Source organism: Endozoicomonas sp. Z74 (assembly GCF_057680865.1).
In genome coordinates, this window is sequence record NZ_JBLYZI010000038.1 from 1 (window position 1) to 22,100 (window position 22,100).

The following is a 22,100-nucleotide window of genomic DNA, read 5'->3' on the forward strand; positions in this document are numbered from 1 at the left end:
CCGGAAATACCTTGTGCATCACCGGCAATGGGTGAGGGCGGCAGAGTTTTATGGAGGACACCGATCTGCTCTGGGGACATCATGGGTATGGACTTCAGGATGTCTTGGAATTGCTGAGGTTTCATGGCTGGAACTCCACTTTACACGACAATTCTCATGCTCAGGGAGTATAGACCATGTTAGCAACATTTAATTTGAACAGCGCCATTGAGTTACGTTCATGCTCCACATTAACTGGGCTAGAAAAAAACTCAAGGTTTGACCTACCACACTCATTCCAGGGTTTCCAGAATCATTATTACCGGAAGCACGACGAGCAATTGACTGGGCTGACAATATTGCAGCAAATATAGAGGCAAATGTTAATGCACTGTATCCAAGATGCTTAAAATATCCCATACGCCTTCTAATATTAATATGCTCCATAGCCTCACCGACATCTTTAATACCTTGATTGTGATAAAGGCTATCAGCGTCAAGATATTGATAGGCAGGCGAATACATCCCCCCGGCATCAGGGGCAGAAATTACAGCGCAGGAAAAAGCAAGCCCCCATAAACCAAAAACAAGTTTAACTCGAACATCAAAAACCATAGTGCCAGTACCCTAATAAACCACACTGAATCGATATTTGGACCACTCACTTTCAAATAGTTCAATTTCTGACATTAGAAGCAACCCGAAACTTATTAGAACACTTCCGGTCTTATTTCGCAGGAAAACTATTTTCCCTTCTTAAACTCTGGAGTATGACATTTGGAAGCGTCAGGCAGTGGTATCAACCCATGGGCATACGCGTCACCAATATCCAGCCCTGAACCTGATTTCACGGAACCAGAGGGGACCTCTTTATTCCATGGAAGAACGGTTTCTGAGCTACTTGGAAGTGCTGATCCATTTTTACCCCAAACTGCCTCCAGTCCTGAACGGGATGAGCTGGCTCAGCCGCTCCCGGTAACAACTACGCTCCCGGTAACAACTACGCTCCCGGTAACAACTACGCCCCCCGCAAACAACTTGCAACCAATCTTAACAATGGCCACAACATGGGATGCTGGAACAGGGGTTACCACAGTCATTCCTTCTTCGGCTATGCGTTATATTAGTTTTGAAGCCCTTCATAAACCTTTAGATAAACGGTCTAAAAATATAACAGCCACAGCGCGTTCAAAAAAAACAGGCCGAGAGTATCAAGCCCAGAAAAGAGCCCTGGAGTCACTTAAAGAACAAGAGATTACCCAGCAACTGCAATCACTTACCAGAACCTTTAGCAACAACATTTCAACACTATTCTGTTTAAAGCCGTTTTCTGAATACGCACATCTGTCAACGTTCAGTCAAAAAAAATTGCGTGAACCAACACTGAACAAAGCCCTTGATGTCTCTTACCAAATGATCCAGTTGCAATCAGACCACCAAATAACCACCTGCAAACCTGATAATTTAAAGTTCCAGTTATCTCCTGAGTTCGCAAACAAGTCCAAACTTGAAATAAGGAGAGAAAAAAACCGGCTATCAGCCCAAAAAAGCAGAGCGTGGGCTAAATACAATGTAGAGTACAAACAGGCTGCTATTCCAACCACTCAAAACCATATAAGAAAAGTTATTCAAGACATTCAGGAATTGAGGCTTCACCAGGATATAGCCTGCTCTACTGTCGTTGCAGCTTATGTTGAGATCCACGATGTTGATAATAAGACTTCAGACGAAGGACCGGTAACAATTGTGATAGACTCCGATCACACTTATGCGCTTCCCTGTCATGAGCAGCACGGGGAAGTAAAAAACTGCCCGGATTTTGATCATAATTACGCACTCCCAGGATGCACTGATGTCAGCAAACAACCGTCCATCAACCTCCCTGGAACGTCTGGAAAATAATCGCCCAAAACAGAAACGAGCGATCAGAACCTATGAAAGCATTCTGGAAAGCACTGCTCTGCTGTTGGAGGAACAGGGTCTGGAGAAAATCTCCACTAACCTTATTGCCAGTAAAGCCGGCATTACTGTTCCGGCCCTCTATCGTTATTTCCCCAACAAACAGGCCGTGTATCACGCTCTCAGCACACGACTGATGGACAGCCAGAACCAGGCTACGCTGGACTGGTATGAACAACACGCCTGCCCGGAAGACCCCTTCAGTCACCTTGATTATATTGAACAACTGTTACACGACACGCTCAAGGCTACCCAGAGCCAGACCGCCGGTCTTGCCATTCTTCGGATGATGCGAGTAGTGCCAGACCTTCAACAGGTAAGGCTGCAATCACATTCTGTGCTTTCAGAATGGGCCACCCGTCGCTGGAGCGAAAGGTTCGGCATCGAACACACTGAAATCCTGAAAAGGCGTATGCGGCTGATACTGGAACTGGGCACTGCCGCGGTAGAAATGGCTCTGGACGATCCGGATATGACCGGTGGTTTTGCCTTTCAGGAATACGGCAGGATGGTTCACCTTTACTGGCACAGCCTGTTGCATGACATGGTGGAACCCTCTGCCTGAAAAGCTAGTCATAACTAACTTTAATATTGACGACCAGTGACACCCGCCATTAGACTGAAAAACGCTAATAATAACTAACTTTCAGGATTCAATGATCCATGGAGTGAAGCCGATGTCGGCCAGCCGTCTTTTATCTCCCAGCCCCTTGCTGCTGCTCTTTCTGTCCGTCCTCCTCAGCGCCTGTGGCGGTGAACAATCCGCTCCCCCTGAACAACTGGAGCTGCAGGCCAGAAACCTCCTTCCCGAAAATGCCGGGTTATCGGAAATTTACCAGCGAAGCTGTCAAAGTTGCCATACCGTTGCCGCCACAGGGGCCCCCTTAACCGGCGACCACATCGGCTGGGGAAAAAGAATGGAAAAGGGAATGGATCAGCTGTTGACCAGCGTCGTTAATGGAGCCGGAGGCATGCCTCCTTTTGGTCTTTGCATGGAGTGTGATCCCGAACAGTTTGAACAACTGATCCGGTTTATGGCCGCAGCCCCCTCACAAAATCCGAACTGAGCATCGCCGCAATCATCATCACAGGATAATAATAATGATAAACCGCCGTAATATGCTGATGGCGCTGGTCAGCGTTGCCGCCTCAAGCGCTCTGCCTGCTTCTGCCACAGTCCCTTCAAGCACCTTATCGGATCGGAAGCCCGCCAGCGGTAAACCGGGAAAAGGCCTTCCCTGGCGCAACTGGTCAGGCTCCCAGACCTGTTTCCCACAGGTGCGCAAGGCCCCTGCAACTATTGGGGAATTACAGGAGCTGATCACCTCCAGCAAAGGGGTGATTCGACCTGTAGGTGCCGGACACTCCTTTTCTGCTCTGGTACCCACCGATGACACAATAATATCCCTTAGTCGTTTAAGTGGTCTTGTTGACTACCAGCGGGACAACCTGCAGGCCACTTTTCATGGAGGCACCCGCCTGGGAAGTATGGGTCAGCCCCTGGAAGATATCGGTCAGGCCCTGATCAATATGCCCGACATTGACGAGCAGTCCCTGGCCGGATGCCTGGCGACCGCCACCCATGGTACCGGTGCCGGCATTGGCTGTATCCCCACCTTTGTCAAAGCACTGCAACTGGTAACGGCGAAAGGAGACATCATTCATTGCAGCCTTGAGAAAAACAGGGATATTTTCGAAGCGGCCAGAGTGTCTCTTGGGGCACTGGGATTTGTTACTCAGGTTACCCTGCAGAACGTAGAGCCCTACCGACTCAAACGGGAAACCACCTGGCACACCTTTGAGGAGATACTGGAGCAGGCCGAATCCATGGCCGATCAGAACCGGAACTTCGAGTTTTACTACGTTCCTTTTACCGGTATGGGGTGGATGGATGTTCATAACATCACCAGTGAACCGCTGGGAAGCAGCGACAAACTGGATACCAACGACGGTGCTGAACAATTAAAGATGGCCCGGGACCTTCTGAGCTGGTCACCCAGGCTGAGGGAACTGGTGCTGGGCTCTTATATGAAAACCATCCCCCGGGAGGTGACCGTTGAAAGTTCCTGGAAAAACTACGCCAACGAACGAAATGTCCGATTTAATGAGATGGAGTACCACCTGCCCAGAGAGCACGGTCTGAAAGCCATGAAAGAAATCCGTGCCACCCTGGAAAAACATCACTCCGAGGTATTTTTCCCCATCGAATTCCGTTATGTGAAAGGGGATGACATCTGGCTGAGCCCATTCTACCAGAGGGATACCTGCTCAATTGCCATACACCGGTTCTTTGAGGAAGACTTTGCCCCCTACTTCAAAGCCATCGAGCCGATTTTGAGGAAGTACCACGGCCGTCCCCACTGGGGAAAACTCAACACTCTGAGCGCCTCTGATTTTGCCCGCCTGTATCCTCGCTGGAACGATTTCTCCAGGGTTCGCACAGAGCTGGACCCTGATGGAAAATTCCTGAACCCCTACCTGAGCAAACTGTTTGGGTAAACCTTCACCAGGCCCTGTGGACCAAGACTCCGGGGCCTTTCACCCTTTACAACCCTCCGCTCTTCAGATGACTAATCCCCCATTAGAAAAAAACACTGGTCATCTACAGAGCAGAATGAATAAAGTACCCAAACCCCTCTTTTGAAAGCACACTCTTTTGAAAGCACAAAACGCCACAGGTTGTGTAGAATAATCATTACCACATGGGTTCAACCCCCGGACCTGGAAAACAAACAGAAAGTCACCGCCATCAACATGCCCATGGCGAAAGAAAAACAAGAGAAACCAGACAGCTCAGCGTAGACAGCACTCCATGACTGTTTGCTACTGAAACAATAATTCAAGAAGGTAAGAACATGACAGATTATTCCGTAAACCGCTCTACATTCGACCAGGTCATGGTACCCAATTATGCACCACAGGCCATGATACCGGTTCGTGGGGAAGGGTCCCGGGTCTGGGACCAGGAAGGGAAGGAATACATTGATTTTGCCGGAGGCATTGCGGTCAATGCCCTGGGTCACTGTCATCCCAAGCTGATTGCTGCCCTCAAAGAGCAGAGCGAAAAGCTCTGGCACCTGAGTAACGTCTACACCAATGAGCCTGCCCTGGCCCTGGCTCAGGAGTTAATCGACCACACCTTTGCCGACAAAGTCTTTTTCTGCAACTCCGGTGGTGAGGCCAATGAAGCCGCCTTCAAGCTGGTGAGAAAATACGCTTTCGATCATTCTCGTGACAAGAGCGGACCTGAAAAAAATGAAATCATTTCATTTAACCAGTCCTTTCATGGCCGGACCCTGTTTACCGTCACCGTGGGAGGCCAGAAAAAATACCGGGAAGGCTTTGAGCCGGTTCCTGGCGGTGTTACCCACACTGCTTACAACGACTTGGACGCCTTGAAAGCCATTATTTCTGAAAAAACCTGCGCTGTGGTTGCAGAACCCATTCAGGGAGAAGGAGGCATCATTCCTGCCGACCCGGAATTCATGAAAGGCGTCAGGGCCCTGTGCGACCAGTATAATGCCCTGCTGGTGTTTGATGAGATCCAGACCGGTATGGGCCGCACCGGAGAGCTCTTTGCCTACATGGGACTGGGGGTCACCCCGGACATTCTGACCAGTGCCAAATCTCTGGGAGGCGGCTTCCCCATCGGCGCCATGCTGACCACCAGCTCAATTGCTGAAAGCCTTGGCTTTGGCACCCACGGCAGTACTTATGGTGGTAATCCCCTAGCCTGCGCAGTTTCCCTCGAAGCCGTCAAACTCATCAACACTCCCCAGGTTCTATCCGGTGTAGAAAATAAACACCAGCAGATTCGTCAGCGCCTCCAGGCAATGAACAGCAAGTACAATGTTTTCAAAGAGGTGAGAGGCAAGGGCCTGCTGATCGGTGCGGAGTTAATCGAAGACTATCATGGCAAAGGCAAGGACTTTCTGGCAGCTGCGGCAGAAGAAGGTTTAATGCTGCTGGTGGCAGGTCCCAATGTTCTGCGCTTTGCCCCTTCTCTGATCATTCCTGATGAGGACATCAGCAAAGGGATGAATCGCCTGGAGAGAGCCATTGCCCGGGTAGTGCAAAAATAACGGCACCCCCTGACAGCGGGAGCAGGGTTGCTCCCCTTTTCCCCTGATACGGAAATAAACGACCACTGACAATTATAACCAACTGTAAATAGTAGCCATACAAAACAAACAGCCTTGAGCGGCTGTTAAAACAACAGGGCTAATACTATGACCTCAACGATACCTGAAGCGGTCAGCCCCTGGCTGAACAAGCTTGATCAGCAGCAGGACGACATGCTCAGCCATCTGATTGAGCTGGCTGAAATCAACTCCGGCAGCCTGAACGCCGATGGCGTCAACCGGGTGCTGGCAAAACTTGAACAATTAACCGCCTCTCTCAATGGCGTTTCAGAAGTCATTGAAGTTTCGCCCTGGAGCATTATCAACGACCATGGCGAAGAAGTGATCCACCCTCTGGGCAATGCCCTCCGTATCCGGAAACGGCCAGAAGCCCCCCTGCAAGTCTTCCTTTGCGGCCATATGGACACCGTATTTCCCGAAGACAGCCCCTTCCAGCAAGTGCGCTGGCTTGATAAGGACACCCTGAATGGCCCGGGGGTCACTGACCTCAAAGGCGGTATCCTGGTGATGCTCAAGGCGCTGGAAGTGCTCGAACAAAGCCCATGGGCTGACCAGATTGGCTGGGAAATCCTGTTTAATCCCGATGAAGAGATCGGTTCACCCGGCTCCGCCCCCCTGATCGCAGAAGCCGCAGAGAGAGTTCACTTCGGCATGATTTTCGAACCCTGCTTCCCGGATGGCAGCCTGGCCGGTCAACGCAAGGGCAGCGGCAACTTTACGGTGGTCAGCCATGGCAAGGCAGCCCATGCAGGGCGGGAACATCACCTGGGTCGTAACGCCATTCGAGCCTTATGTGATTTTGTTTCTGCCATGGATGACCTCAATGGACAGCGCCCGGGTATTACCTTCAACCCTGGCTATATTCACGGAGGCGGCCCCACCAATATTGTGCCGGAGCGTTGTCTGCACAGGTTCAATGTCCGCCTGGAACAGCCGGAAGATGAACAGTGGTGCCTTGAACAACTCCAACAGCTGATTGATGACATCAACCAGCGCGACGGTATCCATCTTGAACTTCATGGCGGCTTTTCTCGAAAACCAAAACGCCTGTCACCGGCAAATAAACGACTGTTGTCACTGGCAGAGTCTCTGGGCAACGAGCTTGGAATCAAACTGGAGGTCAAACCTACGGGGGGCTGCTGTGATGGCAACAACCTGGCGGCAGCCGGTATTCCCAACATTGATACCCTCGGCGTTCAGGGGGGAGCCATTCACAGTGACCAGGAGTACCTGATTGTCAGCAGTCTGGTACCAAGGGCCCGGCTAAGTGCAGCCCTGCTTCTGACCCTTGCCCACGCCAGTGCCCAGGGTCAGAGTTTCGACTGGCTAAAAGGAGATCCACAATGAACCAGAATATACAACCACTGCTGGATGCCATGTGGCAGGACTATCTGGCACTGACACCGGATGCCAGACCGATTCATCAACTGTTTGCCGACCTGAACGGGGGAAAGGTCGTCAACGATCATATCGCCCTGAGAACGTTCAACCTGGAAAAAGTCACTCTGGACAAAATAGCGGCTCCTTTTCTGAACGCGGGCTACCTGCCAGGTGACGACTATCATTTTCCGGTGAAAAAACTCCGTGCCAGACACTTTCACCACCCGGATGACTCACCGGAAACGCCCTTCCCAAAAGTATTTATCAGCGAACTTCTGGTGGAGGAGCTACCGGAAGAGGGTCGCCAGATCATCGGGCAACTGATTGATCAGTTGCCCCCTGAGCAGGTGGCAGAACCGGGGTTCTGTTATTCCGGCCGACCCTGGACAATCTCCATTGAGCAGTACCAGACACTGGCAGCCATCAGTGAATATGCGGCCTGGGTGTCTGCCCATGGATTTAGACCCAATCATTTCACCGTTTCCATCAACCACCTGACATCCCACTCCGATATCGACAGTGTGAACCAAATGCTCATCGACAAAGGGTATTCCATGAACCAAAGTGGCGGGTTGATTAAAGGGTCAGCGGACGTACTGCTGGAGCAATCCTCCACCCTGGCAAAAACTATCCCGGTTCACTTCAGTGACGGCACCCTGGACGTTCCCGGTTGTTATTATGAATTTGCCCTTCGCTACCCCCAGGCCGATGGTCAGCTCTATCAGGGATTTGTGGCGGCTTCTGCGGACAGGATATTTGAAAGTACGGATAGCCCGGGAAAAGCCGGTTAAATCACACCGATAATATCCTGGTACACTTGCGCCACCGGTATTTCAAAGTGAATGGATGACAAAACCAGTAGATCCTCTGCCCCCAGCCGGTTCAGCTGCCACCGCTCATTATCCGGCTCCGGGTTGCGGTGATACAGGTCGATCCCCATGTCGTCCTGATCCACCAGCAGATACTCTTCAAGGCTTGGAATCCGGGTATAAGCCGCCAGTTTTGACAGGCGGTCATGTTGCTCCGTAGAGGGGGAGAGCACTTCAATAACCACTTTGGGAGCATCTTCCACATACCGGTCCTGCTCCCCACAACCACAGGCCACCATCACGTCCGGATAATAAAAGATGTTGTCTTTTTTACCTCCTGCCCACACTTTCATATCGGAGGCATAAACCTGGCAGTCAGTCGATTTGAGGTGGTTTGCCAATAACACAGTCAACGTGACTGTTAGCAGATTATGTCTTCGGCTGCACTCCTGCACTGCACATGAAAAACCATTCACATATTCATGCTTCACCTCTGCGGACTTTTCCCCTTCAAGGTACTCCTCCACACTGATCGGAAAGGTTTTCCTATGCGCCTTCATCACAAATATCTTGAGCCTGGTTTTTATGAGGCATTCAGGATAGTTCAAGCACCCGGTTTTGCATCCCCCGGGGCGCTGATATAATCAGCCCCCGCTCACGGAACAGTCCGCTTCCCACTTATTGAATTTTTATTGATAAAGAAGGACAGAAAGAACCCATGCCCACCATCAGCGTTTCCATTATTGCCAAAAATGCCATGCCCCGTTTGCAGGAAACGCTGGAATCCGTCAAGTGGGCAGATGAGATCATCGTGCTGGACTCCGGAAGCTCCGATAACACCGTTGAGGTCAGCCGGCAATACACCGACAAGGTCTATGAAACCGACTGGCCTGGCTTTGGCATCCAGCATCAGAGGGCCCTGGAAAAATGCAGCGGTGACTGGATTCTGTCCGTGGATTCCGATGAGGTCGTGACCGATGCGCTGAAAAACGAAATCCTGAAGGCCATTGCTGAGGCGCCTGAAGGTGTCAACGGGTTCGCCTTCCCCAGACTCTCTTATTTATGCAACCGCCCGATCCATCATTGTGGCTGGCGGCCAGACTATATTCCCAGAGTGTTTCGACGGGGCTTTGTGACCTACTCTTCAGACCTGGTCCATGAGAGGCCCCTGATAGAAGGCACCACTGAGCGCCTGAAAAACGACCTGATTCACTACTCCTTTGATTCCATCGCGTCTTTACTGGACAAAGCCAACAGTTACTCCAGCCTTGGCGCTCAACAGCTCTTCGAAAAAGGGAAAAAAGCCTCCATTGGTAAGGCCATCTACAAAGGCCTGTGGGCGTTTATTCGCACCTACTTTCTCAGGCTGGGGCTGCTGGATGGAAAATATGGACTGATTATCTCTTTTGCCCATGCTGAAGGCACCTACTACAAGTACCTTAAACTGGCGATGATGCAGGAGAGCGAGAAAAAATCATGACGGTTTCTCTTATCATTACCACCTATAATCGCCCGGATGCGCTGAAAAAAGTCGTTGAAAGTGCACTCTGTCAGACCCGGAGCCCGGAAGAAATTATTATTGCTGACGATGGTTCCAGCAGCGAAACCGTCAACCTGGTCAGGGAAATGGCTGCATCATCCAGTATCCCAATACACCACTGCTGGCAGGAAGACAGTGGTTTCCGGCTGGCAATGATTCGAAATAAAGCCATTGCCGCAGCTCGCCATCCTTATATCGTCATGATTGATGGAGATATCGTGCTGGACCCCAACTTTATAAAAAGTCATAGCAAAGCAGCTCAGGAAAACTTCACAGTTCAAGGCTCAAGAGTGCTGTTGTCAGAAACCGCTACCATTGACTTCCTCCAAGACAGCATTTCCAGCTTGAAGTGGCACATGCAAGGGATCAGCAATCGCATGAATGCCATCAACAACCCACTGTTGTCCACCCTGTTCTCCAAAGTAAAAAACAACCTTCGCAGTGTAAGGGGCTGCAACATGGCTTTCTGGCGTGACGATGTGATTAAAGTCAATGGCTTTAATGAGGCGTTTCAAGGCTGGGGCAGAGAAGACAGCGAGTTCGTCGCCCGGATGCTTCACTCCAATGTTCAGCGCAAAACACTTAAGTTTGGTGGCGTGGGGTATCACCTTTACCACCCGGAAAGCACCCGGGCCAGCCTCAGCGTCAATGATGAAATACTCTCTGAAACATTGCACCAGAAAAAAACAACCTGTGAACTGGGTATTGACCAGTACCTGTAAACTTCCTACATCCCATGAAGCCGCTAAAGCAGTGGCTTCAAGCCTTTAGCCATTAAAGAAGCGCAAACTGCCAGCTGGCCGCTTGTCCGGCCAGGCCTTTATTCACATTTCCTGTGGGATTAAAGCCCATTTGTCGTCAATCCCATTCAGCGATACACTCCATGAAAGGCTTCCGGTGATTAATCCATCGGCAGATGCCCATAGCGAAAACAGGGCAATAAAAAAGCCGTACGGCTCCCCTACCCGGTTGGGCCGAAGAATAAAAACTACGATGTATACACTACATTATCCAATAAAAACGACAGGTAGTGCTTGCTTATGATGATTGTTCGCCCCATTACGGCGCAGGACTCCAAAGCGCTGTGGCAGATTGCCAACCAGACCGGTGCCGGTTTTACCTCTCTCCAGCCCCGTCGGCCAATGGTCGACAACAAGCTGGAATGGACCCTCAACTCCTTTGCCAGCAACAGCGGCGGCCTGCCGATCCTTGAAGAGGCCCTCTACCTGTTTATTCTGGAAGACACCGAAACCGGTCAAGTGGTTGGAACCTCTGGCATTGAAGCCGCGGTGGGTCTTAGCGCCCCCTGGTACAATTACAAAATCAGCAAGCAGGTTCATGCTTCCCGCCAGCTGGACGTCTACACCATGGTGGAAACCCTGATGCTGTGTAGCGATCACACAGGCTTTTCCGAACTGTGTACACTGTTTCTGCACCCAGACTACCGGCATTCGAAAAACGGCCCCCTGCTCTCAAAAAGCCGCTTTCTGTTTATGGCCGCCTTTCCAGAGCTTTTCAGTGCCAACGTCTTTGCAGAAATGCGGGGTTGCTGTGATGAGAATGAAGTTTCCCCCTTCTGGGAAGCGCTGGGCCGGCACTTCTTTGCTGTGGACTTTAAAGAGGCTGACCACCACTCCACCGGAGACAAAGCGTTTATCGCCGAGCTGATGCCCCGCCACCCGATCTATACCAACCTGCTCCCGGACGAGGCCCGACAGGTCATTGGCGTCACCCATGAAAGCACGACGCCTGCCCGACACCTTCTGGAAAGCGAAGGGTTTTACTATACCGGCTATGTGGATATTTTTGATGCAGGCCCTCTTCTTGAAGTCAGAACAAAAGACATCCGGGCCGTTCGTGACAGCCGGAATTACACCGTCAGAATCGTTCATCACCCTACCACCGACGACAACCTGTGGTTAATCGCCAACAATGACTTTGAACAGTTCCGGTGCACCCTGGGCAATGTCTCCTTTGAAGGTCTGGAGTTTGTCAATATCACCCGGGAACAGGCCGATGCACTCAGGGTAGAGGAAGGACAGCCACTCAGGGTCGTTCCCCTTTCAAGCCCTTTTTCCGCGACAAGAGGAAGTAAGTCATGACGCAAACGAAAATGGATTCGCCGGTCAGCCCAGAGCTTTGCAGCCATGGACTTTTTATTAATGGTCAGTGGCTGGAAGCGGATGGTTCCGAACTCCTGTCAACCAACCCCGGCACCGCCGCCCCTGTCTGGCAGGGGCATTGCGCAACCCCGGAGCAGGTCAATCAGGCCGTTACCGCTGCACGAGGAGCCAGTGAATCCTGGGGATACAGAGCCTTTGCAGAGCGGGAAGCCATCATAAAGACCTTTGCCGAATTGCTGACAGAAAACAGTGAAGTGCTTGCCATCGCCATTGCCAGGGAGACAGGAAAACCACTCTGGGAGGCAAGAACCGAAGCGGCCGCCATGAAAGGCAAGATCGCCATCTCCATCAAGGCTTACCATGAACGTACCGGCACCATTGAAAATGAGATGCCGGTTGGCCGGGCGATGATCCGCCACAAACCCCATGGGGTGGTTGCGGTATTCGGCCCTTATAATTTTCCCGGTCACCTGCCCAATGGCCATGTTGTTCCAGCGCTGCTGGCAGGCAATACCGTTGTCTTCAAGCCCAGTGAGTTGACACCGGGGGTTGCCGAGCTGACCGTACAACTCTGGCAAAAAGCCGGACTCCCTGATGGCGTACTTAATCTGGTTCAGGGGGAAAAAGAAACCGGCATAGCCCTGGCTACTCACCCCGATTTGGATGGGCTGTTTTTTACGGGAAGCTCCACTACCGGCAAGGCGATCCATCAGCAATACGGAGGACAGCCCGGCAAAATCCTGGCACTGGAAATGGGCGGCAATAACCCTCTGATTGTCTCACAAGTCAGTGATATCCGTGCCGCAGTTCATGATACGGTGCATTCTGCCTTTATTACCGCAGGCCAGCGCTGTACCTGCGCCCGTCGTTTATTTGTTCCTGAAGGGCAGTGGGGCGACCGGTTTCTGACATTACTGAAAGAAACCACCCGCAAGCTGAAGGTGGGCCAGTGGAACGACGATGAGCAACCCTTTATGGGAGCACTGATCTCGGAAACCGCCGCCAGCCATATCCTGAACGCCCAGAAAACCCTGAAATCCCTTGGAGCTATGGACATCCTTCCAGTCACACACCTGAAACAAGGCACGGGTCTGGTATCACCGGGGATCATTGATGTCACTCCGGTTGCAGAGCTACCCGATGAAGAGTATTTCGGGCCACTGCTGCAGGTTATCCGCTACCGGGATTTTGACAGCGCTCTCACCCAGGCTAATAACACCCGGTTTGGACTGTCTGCCGGACTGCTCAGTGAAGACCCGGATGAGTATCAGCGTTTCCTGCAGCGAATCCGGGCGGGTATTGTCAACTGGAACCGCCCCATTACCGGAGCCAGCAGCGCTGCCCCCTTTGGAGGCCCGGGAGACAGTGGCAACCACCGCCCCAGCGCCTATTTTGCAGCGGATTACTGCGCCTTTCCGGTAGCCAGCGTTGAGTCTGAAGCTCTGGTGATGCCGGAAAAACTGGCTCCTGGCCTTGAGTTATAAAGTCATTCGCCGGCCTGCTTTTCATCGACTTTGCCACCCTTTGGATAAAAGGTGGATGAAAAAAGAGGCCGGGCAATTGCGAAGTACAATAAATGAAAGCACCCTCTATAAAGTCCTCTATGGTACCTTCTATGGTGAGAAGCACCTCAACAGAAGCCAACTTTGATGGGTTGGTGGGACCCACCCATCATTATGCCGGGCTCTCCCTGGGCAATAAGGCCTCCACCGGCAATGCAGGTCAGGTATCCAACCCGAAACAGGCCGCCCTGCAGGGTCTGGAAAAAATGAAAGCCCTCAGCGATCTTGGACTGGTTCAGGGAGTGCTTGCACCTCAGGAGCGCCCTGATATCCAGACCCTGCGACAGCTGGGGTTTACCGGCAGTGATGCTGAAGTTCTGTCCCAGGCCGCCAGACAAGCCCCAGCCCTGTTAACGGCCTGCTGCTCTGCCTCCAGTATGTGGACAGCCAACGCCGCTACGGTTTCTCCCAGCGCCGACTGTGCCGATGGGAAAGTACACTTCACTCCCGCCAACCTGGTCAGCAAGTTTCACCGGTCTCTGGAACACCGGGTGACAGGCAGAATTCTCCAGGCCACTTTTAACCACCCGGATTATTTCGTTCATCACCCGGCACTCCCTGCTGTAGATGCTTTCGGGGATGAGGGCGCAGCCAACCATACCCGTTTCTGTCAGGAGTACGGTGAGCCCGGCGTTGAACTGTTCGTCTATGGTAAACAGGCTTTTAACAACAGCCAGCCTGTGCCAGAGGTATTTCCTGCCCGACAAAGCCTGGAAGCCAGTGAGGCCGTCGCCCGCAACCACCAGCTTACCCCTGGCCGAACCCTTTTTGCCCAGCAGAACCCCAAGGTGATTGACCTGGGCGTCTTTCACAACGATGTGATCGCCGTTGGAAACCGTAACCTGCTCTTCTGCCACGAACAGGCCTTTCTCAATCAACAGACGGTTTATGAGCAGTTGACCACGGCTTTTGGCAACCGCCCTTTCCATATTATTGAGGTTCCGGAACAGAAAGTCAGCGTGGAAGAGGCCGTGGCCAGTTACCTGTTTAACAGTCAGCTTCTGAGCCTGGATAATGGCCAGACCCTCATAGTTGTCCCATCTGAATGCGAAAAAAACCCGGCGGTCTGGCACTACCTTCAGGAACTCGTGGAACAGAACAACAGCCCCATTGATGCCATCAAAGTATTTGATCTTCGCCAGAGCATGAACAACGGGGGTGGCCCCGCCTGCCTGAGATTAAGAGTGGTTCTGAATGAGCAGGAACTGAAAGCCACCAACCAGAACTGCCTGATGGACGAGGCACTGTTCACAACGTTAAGCCAATGGGTGAGCAGACATTACCGGGACCGGCTGACAGAAACAGACCTGGCGGATCCCCAGCTGCTGACCGAGTCTCGCTCGGCTCTGGATGAGCTGACTGGCATCCTGGGGCTCGGCCCGGTCTATCCATTTCAGCAATAAGTGCAGGGTTCCCCGCGATCGTCTCGAAAGCGGGGTGCAAAATGCGCTTCGCAGTACTCTTCTTGGTAAGAGCCCCTCAGGCGGAGAGCATTTTCCGGTCTTCTGCCATCCGGTGAGCCATGGCCGGATGCTGCATCAATCTCTGGACATACCCGGCCAGGGTTGGGTAGGCAGCGCCGTCCACTTTGACCTCCCCATAACTGAGATTGATAAAGTGCGTAGCAATGGCAATATCCGCCAGTTGCAGCTCCGGGCCAAACAGATAACCCGTTTTCGGCACCTCAGATTCCAGATAGGACAGAACCGCCGGCAAACGATCCTGCAGAGCCGCCTGAACCTTGGCCTCATCCGACTCTTTATTGGCCATTTTTTTCGCCACCCGCTCAAAGAAAACCGTCCCCAGTACCGGCAGCAATACCGTGTCCGCATACTCTTCCAGCCAGCGAGCCCTTGCTTTCAATGCAGGGTCCGATGGGTAAAGAGAGACCTCGGGATACCGGTCTTCCAGGTACTCACAAATGACGGTTGAATCCGCCAGAACCACCTGATCATCCTGATAGGCCGGGATTTTCTGCAACGGGCTGATCTGCTGAAAACCTTCCGGTTTCTGAAAAGGGGATACGGGCACCAGCTGGTACTCCACCTCCTTGATTTCAAGGGCGGCCAGAACTTTACGCACCATAGGTGATAAAGGGACACCATAGACCTTGCTCATCGTCGCTTCCCTCCGTTCGTTGTTATTGATCTGCCATGAACCAAAAATGGACAGAATACGTTATCCTACCCTTCGAGAGCACCAATACAAAATTTTGGAATAAAAAAGTTCATCGGTATATATACCCGTCATAATCAGAATCACAGATCCTCTCATGCTCAAAAGACTCATCTTTCTACTGGTGTAGAGGCCCCTTTCAATATGAACACCCCAAAACAGTCCCCCCTGCCATTAGCGCTTCCCGACCGTTTTCTCAGTGAGTACTGGCAGAAAAAACCTCTGGTGGTTCGCCAGGCACTGCCGGATTTTCAATCCCCCCTTTCCGGAGATGAACTTGCCGGTCTGGCTCTGGAAGAGGACGTTGAGTCACGGATTATCCTGGAGCATGGCGGCTCTCCAGAGGCACCCAAACCCTGGGAACTCCGGCACGGCCCCTTTCAGGAAACCGACTTCCAGAAGCTTCCTGAGAGTCACTGGACTTTGCTGGTACAGGCGGTGGATCACTGGGTTCCGGAAGTTCACGACCTGCTGAAGCACTTCCGGTTTCTACCCAGCTGGCGGCTGGAGGATATCATGATCAGCTATGCCGCTGACGGTGGCAATGTAGGACCTCATTTTGATCATTTTGATGTGTTTCTACTGCAGGCCGAAGGCAGGCGACGCTGGCAGATTGGCCCTGTTTATGACGATTCCGCACCCAGAATCAGAGAAACACCCCTGCATATCCTGTCTGAGTTCGATGTACTGGAAGATGTGGTGCTGGAGCCCGGCGATCTACTCTATCTCCCCCCCGGAGTGGGCCATCATGGCGTTGCCCAGGGAGAGTGCATCACTCTTTCCATTGGCTTCAGAGCCCCCAGCCACCGGGACATCCTGATGCAGTTTACCGATTTTGTCTCAGACCGGATCAGCGAAAGCCAGCGTTACGCTGACGCGGACTTGCTGCAACCGGAAAACCCCGGCGAGATTGACGAACAGGCCCTGGACCGGGTACAGGCCATTCTGCGTCACTACACAGAAGACCGGCAGCTGCTGGCTCAATGGTTTGGTGAAGCCATGACCCAGCCAAAGCACCCTCAGCCGGTTGAAGACCCCATCGATAACTGGGCTGCTCTCCTTCAGGAGTTCAGAGACTGTCCCCTTTACCTCAACGAAGGGTCCCGTCAGGCGTTTTACCAGGGTGACCATTTCTATTTGTTTGCGGATGGTGAGCACCAGAAATGCTCAGAAAGAGAGTTGATTGAGCTGGGCAAAACGCTCTGCAACAACGGGCTTCTTTTACCCGAACAATGGATAGTCTGTAAAACCGGGGAAAGCCAGCAGTGGTTGCTTGACCATATTAATCGAGGCGTTCTATTTCCCGAAGAGTGCCAATAGATTCAGAAAAACGGTGAGTGACAATCACTCACCGTTTTTTTATTCACTCTCAATAACTTAATGATGTTAATGCAAACCTTTGATGGGAGTACTACCAAAATCGGATGCTATTTTATCAAGCAGCCCATTTTTGGCCAGGTTCTGGATCATATCATCAGGAAGGCCATCATCAACAACTGTATCATTTTCATTAGAAGGAGCCTCCAGAGAAATCCCATGAAATGTTTGATAATGACCACCATCTTCAAACAATACTGGCACTTTATAGGCCCCCTCTCCAAGGGGAGCTCCACCATTGACCAATCTGAAATCCCCAAAATCTAATAGAACAACTACCTCAATATCTACGCCATAATGCCTCATTACATACTGATGTATTGCCTCCTTGAGCTTGTCCTCCTCAATATCTAACAGGCCATTTATGGCAACAATGTTATTGTTTTCCAAATGATCACGTAACGAATTAGTGAACTGACTCGCTTCTGTTGAAGCACCCTTCCCAAAGAGGGTAGTCCCAATGGCATCTAACAAGCACGATTTCCGCCTGGGCGTTCTAAATTTATGCTTCTCATATTGGAAACTGTTCAATAAATACATCCACAACAGGTTTCATTGCCTTCATTCTTTTAATGCTTTTCTCTTTAATCCCATCATGAGATACAGCGACCTGATCTGAACTAATCGAAAATTCCTCGATACCTTTCGATAGAGTGTCCACATCAACAGCATTTTGGTGCATTTTTGGACCAGCCGAATCCACTCTTTTGACAGAATCACCTTTATCAGAACTTCCCTTTACAAAGCGATCCTGCCCATCAGCGCAATACCCTCCATCCTGTCCAACCGAATCATAACCTATTGTTTTCATAGTAAAACCTCCTTTTAAAAGCCTACCTAAATAAAAAAATCAATAACTTACATAAACCTAACAGCCCTCTAATAAAAAAAAATTCGACAAAAGCATTAAAAGAACAAGCAAGTTAAATGGTTATTAAACCTAACCCTCCTGTTAGTGCTACCAAAGTCGAACCCCTGCCATACTGCCCGCTGTCAATAACAGCCAGAAGGCTTATGTTTCTCAGTGAAAGAAAAGGAGTTCATGATGTGTGTAACAACAGTAGCTGGAACACAGGCGACAATAGCTTCAGCCCCACCCGCGGAGGAATTCAAAGGGGGTTCTGTATCGATCAGTGATCGCTGCATTCCTTCTGTGGTAGAGGGAACCCATCAAGACGGTCAACCAAGCCAGGGCTGGTTTAAATCATTAGGGTCCCGCCTGGTTACTGCAATAACCTCAATACCTGAGAGCTGTTCAAGTTTAAAATCCCGTTTTGTCACTGTATGTAAAGACGCAACAACATACATGCAATCCATACCTGGCCGTATTAAAAATGGCTGGATTTCCTTAAAAGACTGTTCTGCTCGAGTGGTACAATGTGCCGTTATTATTGGGAAGGAGACAGTAAAGGGAGCGGGAATTGGAGGTATAATTGGCACTGGCGCAGCGTTGGTCACAACCATCCTCTGCCCTCCCCTTTCACCAACAATGCCCTACACCATCAGTTTTGTGGCAGGCACTGGGGCCGTCATCGGCTTGCAAAGAGGTCTTGCAGAAGCCAGCCTCATATGGAATGCGCCGCCTCCGTATGCTCTGTTTGCTAAATAATTCAAACTGGGGCCTGCGGGCCCCTTTCTTTATTTCACCCTCTTGAATCCATGCCCACAGCAACTAGCTTTAATATAGGAAGCGTAAAAACTATTTTCTGGTGAGGCATGGAGTCCCTTATGGAAGAGCAAAACATCAAAAAACTGGCGCTGATCATCTCAGCCAACTGCATCCGCCACTCCACCATTGAGGAGTGTCAAAAAAAAGGACAGATTAATGACACCCAGCTGAACCAGATCAGCAAGGAAATGTCAGATCGGATCTACACCTTTTTGACCTACCTTCTGGAAAAACCCGCCCAGGAATACTCCGTCATGATGGAAGCCATGACCAAAAACTTCCCGGACAACTGGGAGCTTCCGGAAATAAGCCAGGACTTTATTCAACAGCAGGCTTCAACGCCACCTTTTTCTGTAACCCATAACTCCTGAGGGCAAGCTACTCTATTTCCCTGGCCGCTCCCGTTCACTTTTCGAACAGAAGTTGAGACGTAAATCCAGGGTAAAACACAATGAAACAGAACCGCTCTCCCTTCAGCGGTTTCCTGTATGTGGCAGGAATACTGATGATGCTCAATCTCTCCGGGGGCTCCTCCGCCTCCCCTCCTTCAAGCCAGCCTTATCAGGCCATGCTCGGCCACCTGGATGAATTGCTGCAACTACTGGACATTCCCCATGGAACCACGCTGGATGATATGATTGCCGCAAGCCAGGTCTGGAGGAGAAAGCCCGGCCAGGAGCGCTGGGAGGTGCCCGATCTGAATATTACCAGGGCTACCCGCCAAAGCGCACTCCAGCTCCTGGAAAAACTGGGAATGGTTCAGGAGATTCTGCCAGCCAGAAACCATTACCAATATGCCCTCTTGCTGGGGGCTACCGTCCCGAGAATGCAGCGCCGACTGAACGAGCTATCAAAGCTCTGGCAACAGGGCACACGCTTTGAAAACCTGGTTTTCCTGGTCGGACAGAGACCCTTAACCCCCGAAGTGGATCGCATTCAGGAGCTCCTCAGGACATCAGGGGAAACGACAACAGCCCCGGAATATTGGCCAAGAACGGAGACCGAAGGGGCGAAAATGCTTTACCGGATGACCTCCATGCCAGATGATATGATGCGCATTCCCGTCTTCTTTGTGGATACTCCCCGGCACTGGCAAGAAAATGGCTGGCAAAGACCCAACACCCGGGATACCCTCAAGCAGTGGATGACCTCAAAGCCAGTGCCGGGAAGCACCCTGGTAATCTCAGACCAACCCCATAGCCATTATCAAAAAGAAGTGGTCAGGCAGGAGCTGCCTGATGGTTTTTCCGTCGATCTTGCCGCCCACCAGGCAGACCCGGACACCCGGCTGGTGCTCTATCTGGACGCTCTGGCCCTGTGGTTACAAAACATGAGGCCTGCCCCGGTACCAGAGCGATCAGAGGCGCTCCTCCCCCCACGCAGGCATTAATTGCTGGTCGACCCCCAGCTGATCCAGGATACGGGCCACAATAAAATCCACCAGTTCATCAATGCTGCCAGGCCGGTTATAAAACCCCGGAGAGGCGGGCAGAATGACCGCCCCCATACGAGTCAGCTTCAGCATGTTTTCCAGGTGAATTTCTGAATAAGGTGACTCCCTCGGCACCAGAATCAGCTGCCTCCGCTCTTTAATCGCCACAGACGCAGCACGCTGGATCAGATTATTACTGATCCCGCAGGCAATAGCCGACAAAGTGCCCATACTGCAGGGACAAACCACCATGGCACTGGGAGCCCCACTGCCGGAAGCAACAGGAGCCATCCAGTCATTCTCCCCGAAAATCCGGATCTGCCCTTCACGGGCATTAAAACGCCTTGCCAGTCCGGTTTCTATGGCCTCAAGGTCATCTTCATGACCAGGCGGCACAAGCTGCATGCCCACTTCCGTCTCCAATACCACCAGTGCTGCCCTGGATACCAGAAATAACACTTGAATGTCCGCCTTTACCAGGCACTCCATAAGGCGCAGGCCATAACAAGCACCGGAAGCTCCGGTCAAAGCCAGTGTCACCCGCTCCGGGTGGGTCGATATCATAACGGATCCCGCTCTTTTAAAGCCTGTGTAATTCTTGAATGAATGCCCTCAAAGCCCCCATTACTCATCACCAGCAGATGGTCCCCGGAACGGGAAGAATCCGCAAGATAACGAACAATGGCTTCGGTGGAGTCCATCACCACCGCCTTCACCGGACTTTTTTGGCGAGCCATTTCTTCTAGAGGCCAGTCCAGCCCTTGTGGCCGGAACCAGATCACTTCGGAAGCCTGTCGGGTTGAATCCATAAGGGACGCCCGGTGAACCCCCATTTTCATGGTGTTGGACCGGGGTTCAATCACCGCCCGAATCCGGGCGTCTTTTCCGAGTTTGGCCCTGTGCCCTTCCAGAGTAGTGGCAATGGCTGTCGGATGATGGGCAAAGTCATCATAAATACGGACTCCATTCACCTCTCCCACCAGCTCCATACGGCGTTTAACCCCCTGGAAACAGCACAGAGCTTCACAGGCAACCGAGGGCAAAACGCCCACATGATGAGCTGCCGCTACTGACGCAAGCCCATTGGCCACATTATGCTCTCCTTCCTGGTTCCACTTAACAGCCCCCACCTCGTCGCCCCTGTATAACACCTTGAAGGCACTGCCATCATTGGCCACCTCCCTGACCTGCCAGGGGCTGTCCTTGCCACCAAGGCTCTCCTGCTCAGACCAGCACCCCATTGCCAGAGTTTCGGCAATGGCAGCATCTTCATCTGGATAAAGGATTCGTGCACTGCCCGGCAGCGTTCTTATCAGATGGTGAAACTGACGCTGAATAGCGGCCAGGTCATCAAAGATATCCCCATGATCAAATTCCAGATTATTAATGATCAGTGTCCTGGGGTGGTAATGGACAAACTTGGAGCGCTTATCAAAAAAAGCCGTATCATATTCATCCGCTTCCACCACAAAAAAAGGGGACTCACCAAGACGGGCAGAAATACCGAAGTCCCGGGGAATACCCCCAATAAGGAACCCCGGTGACATCCCCGCATATTCCAGTATCCAGGTCAGCATACTGCTGGATGTGGTTTTGCCATGGGTGCCCGCTGCCGCCAGGATCCAACGATCCCGGGCAATATAACGGGAAAAAAACGCCGGCCCCGACGTATAGGGCAAACCTTTTTCCAGCACATATTCTACTGCCGGGTTACCCCGGGTCATGGCATTGCCGATCACCACAAGATCAGGAGCCGGATTCAGCGGCTCAATGTCATAACCACAATGGAGCTGGATTCCCTGCTGCTCTAGCAGGGTACTCATGGGCGGATACACCTGCTGGTCCGAGCCCGATACCTCAAACCCCAGCTCCCTGGCCAGAATCGCCAGAGACCCCATAAACGTCCCACAGATCCCCAAAATATGTATGTGCATTCACTGGCTCCAGAAAGGC

Annotated in this window: 23 protein-coding genes; 16 read left to right on the plus strand and 7 right to left on the minus strand. The window is 51.7% G+C overall.

Annotation, left to right across the window (positions count from 1 at the left end):
* Positions 1 to 189: 189 nt before the first annotated feature.
* Complete coding sequence (locus tag ACNRUY_RS12675; protein ID WP_488112008.1) at positions 190 to 594, minus strand: hypothetical protein; 405 nt, start codon at positions 592 to 594, stop codon at positions 190 to 192.
* A 162-nt stretch (positions 595 to 756) separates the two neighbouring features.
* Between ACNRUY_RS12675 and ACNRUY_RS12680 the strand changes: the two genes are divergently transcribed.
* The 7 genes from ACNRUY_RS12680 (at position 757) to ACNRUY_RS12710 (ending at position 8,251) form a co-directional block, all read left to right on the plus strand.
* A complete protein-coding gene (locus tag ACNRUY_RS12680; protein ID WP_488112009.1) occupies positions 757 to 1,881 on the plus strand; it encodes a bZIP transcription factor in 1,125 nt (374 codons plus the stop codon).
* Positions 1,832 to 2,503: a TetR/AcrR family transcriptional regulator gene (locus tag ACNRUY_RS12685; RefSeq protein WP_488112010.1), complete on the plus strand. Its 672-nt coding sequence runs from the start codon at positions 1,832 to 1,834 to the stop codon at positions 2,501 to 2,503. Before ACNRUY_RS12680 ends, ACNRUY_RS12685 begins: the two co-directional genes overlap by 50 nt.
* 112 nt (positions 2,504 to 2,615) lie before the next feature.
* Positions 2,616 to 3,005 (plus strand): c-type cytochrome, encoded by a 390-nt coding sequence (locus tag ACNRUY_RS12690; protein WP_488112011.1) that lies wholly within the window; start codon positions 2,616 to 2,618, stop codon positions 3,003 to 3,005.
* 34 nt (positions 3,006 to 3,039) lie between these two features.
* Complete coding sequence (locus ACNRUY_RS12695) at positions 3,040 to 4,437, plus strand: D-arabinono-1,4-lactone oxidase (protein ID WP_488112012.1); 1,398 nt, start codon at positions 3,040 to 3,042, stop codon at positions 4,435 to 4,437.
* Between the two features lie 356 nt (positions 4,438 to 4,793).
* On the plus strand, positions 4,794 to 6,020 hold the full coding sequence (locus tag ACNRUY_RS12700) for an aspartate aminotransferase family protein (protein ID WP_488112013.1): 1,227 nt from the start codon (positions 4,794 to 4,796) through the stop codon (positions 6,018 to 6,020).
* Between the two features lie 147 nt (positions 6,021 to 6,167).
* Positions 6,168 to 7,427, plus strand: a complete 1,260-nt coding sequence (locus ACNRUY_RS12705; RefSeq protein WP_488112014.1) for a hydrolase — start codon at positions 6,168 to 6,170, stop codon at positions 7,425 to 7,427.
* A complete protein-coding gene (locus ACNRUY_RS12710) occupies positions 7,424 to 8,251 on the plus strand; it encodes a 2-oxoadipate dioxygenase/decarboxylase family protein (protein ID WP_488112015.1) in 828 nt (275 codons plus the stop codon). Before ACNRUY_RS12705 ends, ACNRUY_RS12710 begins: the two co-directional genes overlap by 4 nt.
* On the opposite strand, the gene ACNRUY_RS12715 is transcribed toward ACNRUY_RS12710, so the two are convergent.
* Complete coding sequence (locus ACNRUY_RS12715; protein WP_488112016.1) at positions 8,248 to 8,829, minus strand: Uma2 family endonuclease; 582 nt, start codon at positions 8,827 to 8,829, stop codon at positions 8,248 to 8,250. The genes ACNRUY_RS12710 and ACNRUY_RS12715 overlap by 4 nt on opposite strands.
* Positions 8,830 to 8,987: 158 nt before the next feature.
* On the opposite strand from ACNRUY_RS12715, the gene ACNRUY_RS12720 reads away from it, so the two are divergent.
* The 5 genes from ACNRUY_RS12720 (at position 8,988) to astB (ending at position 14,897) form a co-directional block, all read left to right on the plus strand.
* On the plus strand, positions 8,988 to 9,749 hold the full coding sequence (locus tag ACNRUY_RS12720; RefSeq protein WP_488112017.1) for a glycosyltransferase family 2 protein: 762 nt from the start codon (positions 8,988 to 8,990) through the stop codon (positions 9,747 to 9,749).
* Positions 9,746 to 10,531 carry a glycosyltransferase family 2 protein gene (locus ACNRUY_RS12725; RefSeq protein ID WP_488112018.1) on the plus strand — a complete coding sequence of 262 codons (786 nt, stop codon included), beginning with the start codon at positions 9,746 to 9,748 and terminating at the stop codon, positions 10,529 to 10,531. Before ACNRUY_RS12720 ends, ACNRUY_RS12725 begins: the two co-directional genes overlap by 4 nt.
* A gap of 318 nt (positions 10,532 to 10,849) precedes the next feature.
* On the plus strand, positions 10,850 to 11,911 hold the full coding sequence (gene astA, locus ACNRUY_RS12730) for an arginine N-succinyltransferase (protein ID WP_488112019.1): 1,062 nt from the start codon (positions 10,850 to 10,852) through the stop codon (positions 11,909 to 11,911).
* Entirely contained in the window at positions 11,908 to 13,416 is a 1,509-nt protein-coding gene (gene astD / locus ACNRUY_RS12735; protein WP_488112020.1) for a succinylglutamate-semialdehyde dehydrogenase, read from the plus strand. The genes astA and astD overlap by 4 nt, the downstream gene beginning before the upstream one ends.
* A gap of 131 nt (positions 13,417 to 13,547) precedes the next feature.
* Entirely contained in the window at positions 13,548 to 14,897 is a 1,350-nt protein-coding gene (gene astB / locus ACNRUY_RS12740) for an N-succinylarginine dihydrolase (RefSeq protein ID WP_488112021.1), read from the plus strand.
* A gap of 76 nt (positions 14,898 to 14,973) precedes the next feature.
* Here the strand turns inward: astB and ACNRUY_RS12745 are convergent, their stop codons facing one another.
* A complete protein-coding gene (locus tag ACNRUY_RS12745; RefSeq protein WP_488112022.1) occupies positions 14,974 to 15,612 on the minus strand; it encodes a glutathione S-transferase family protein in 639 nt (212 codons plus the stop codon).
* Between the two features lie 201 nt (positions 15,613 to 15,813).
* On the opposite strand from ACNRUY_RS12745, the gene ACNRUY_RS12750 reads away from it, so the two are divergent.
* Positions 15,814 to 16,989, plus strand: coding sequence for a cupin domain-containing protein (locus ACNRUY_RS12750; protein ID WP_488112023.1), 1,176 nt, complete (start codon positions 15,814 to 15,816; stop codon positions 16,987 to 16,989).
* Positions 16,990 to 17,055: 66 nt separating this feature from the next.
* Here ACNRUY_RS12750 and ACNRUY_RS12755 read toward each other — a convergent pair whose 3' ends face one another.
* Both ACNRUY_RS12755 and ACNRUY_RS12760 read right to left on the minus strand, forming a co-directional pair.
* Positions 17,056 to 17,520: a hypothetical protein gene (locus ACNRUY_RS12755; RefSeq protein ID WP_488112024.1), complete on the minus strand. Its 465-nt coding sequence runs from the start codon at positions 17,518 to 17,520 to the stop codon at positions 17,056 to 17,058.
* 37 nt (positions 17,521 to 17,557) lie between these two features.
* A complete protein-coding gene (locus ACNRUY_RS12760; RefSeq protein WP_488112025.1) occupies positions 17,558 to 17,857 on the minus strand; it encodes a hypothetical protein in 300 nt (99 codons plus the stop codon).
* Between the two features lie 213 nt (positions 17,858 to 18,070).
* On the opposite strand from ACNRUY_RS12760, the gene ACNRUY_RS12765 reads away from it, so the two are divergent.
* The 3 genes from ACNRUY_RS12765 to ACNRUY_RS12775 all read left to right on the plus strand — a co-directional run bounded on the left by ACNRUY_RS12765 (position 18,071) and on the right by ACNRUY_RS12775 (position 20,105).
* Entirely contained in the window at positions 18,071 to 18,655 is a 585-nt protein-coding gene (locus ACNRUY_RS12765) for a hypothetical protein (RefSeq protein ID WP_488112026.1), read from the plus strand.
* 119 nt (positions 18,656 to 18,774) lie between these two features.
* On the plus strand, positions 18,775 to 19,086 hold the full coding sequence (locus ACNRUY_RS12770; protein WP_488112027.1) for a hypothetical protein: 312 nt from the start codon (positions 18,775 to 18,777) through the stop codon (positions 19,084 to 19,086).
* An 80-nt stretch (positions 19,087 to 19,166) separates the two neighbouring features.
* A complete protein-coding gene (locus ACNRUY_RS12775; protein ID WP_488112028.1) occupies positions 19,167 to 20,105 on the plus strand; it encodes a hypothetical protein in 939 nt (312 codons plus the stop codon).
* On the opposite strand, the gene ACNRUY_RS12780 is transcribed toward ACNRUY_RS12775, so the two are convergent.
* Positions 20,073 to 20,711, minus strand: a complete 639-nt coding sequence (locus tag ACNRUY_RS12780; protein WP_488112029.1) for a UbiX family flavin prenyltransferase — start codon at positions 20,709 to 20,711, stop codon at positions 20,073 to 20,075. The genes ACNRUY_RS12775 and ACNRUY_RS12780 overlap by 33 nt on opposite strands.
* Entirely contained in the window at positions 20,708 to 22,081 is a 1,374-nt protein-coding gene (gene mpl / locus ACNRUY_RS12785) for a UDP-N-acetylmuramate:L-alanyl-gamma-D-glutamyl-meso-diaminopimelate ligase (RefSeq protein WP_488112030.1), read from the minus strand. The genes ACNRUY_RS12780 and mpl overlap by 4 nt, the downstream gene beginning before the upstream one ends.
* Positions 22,082 to 22,100: the final 19 nt, after the last annotated feature.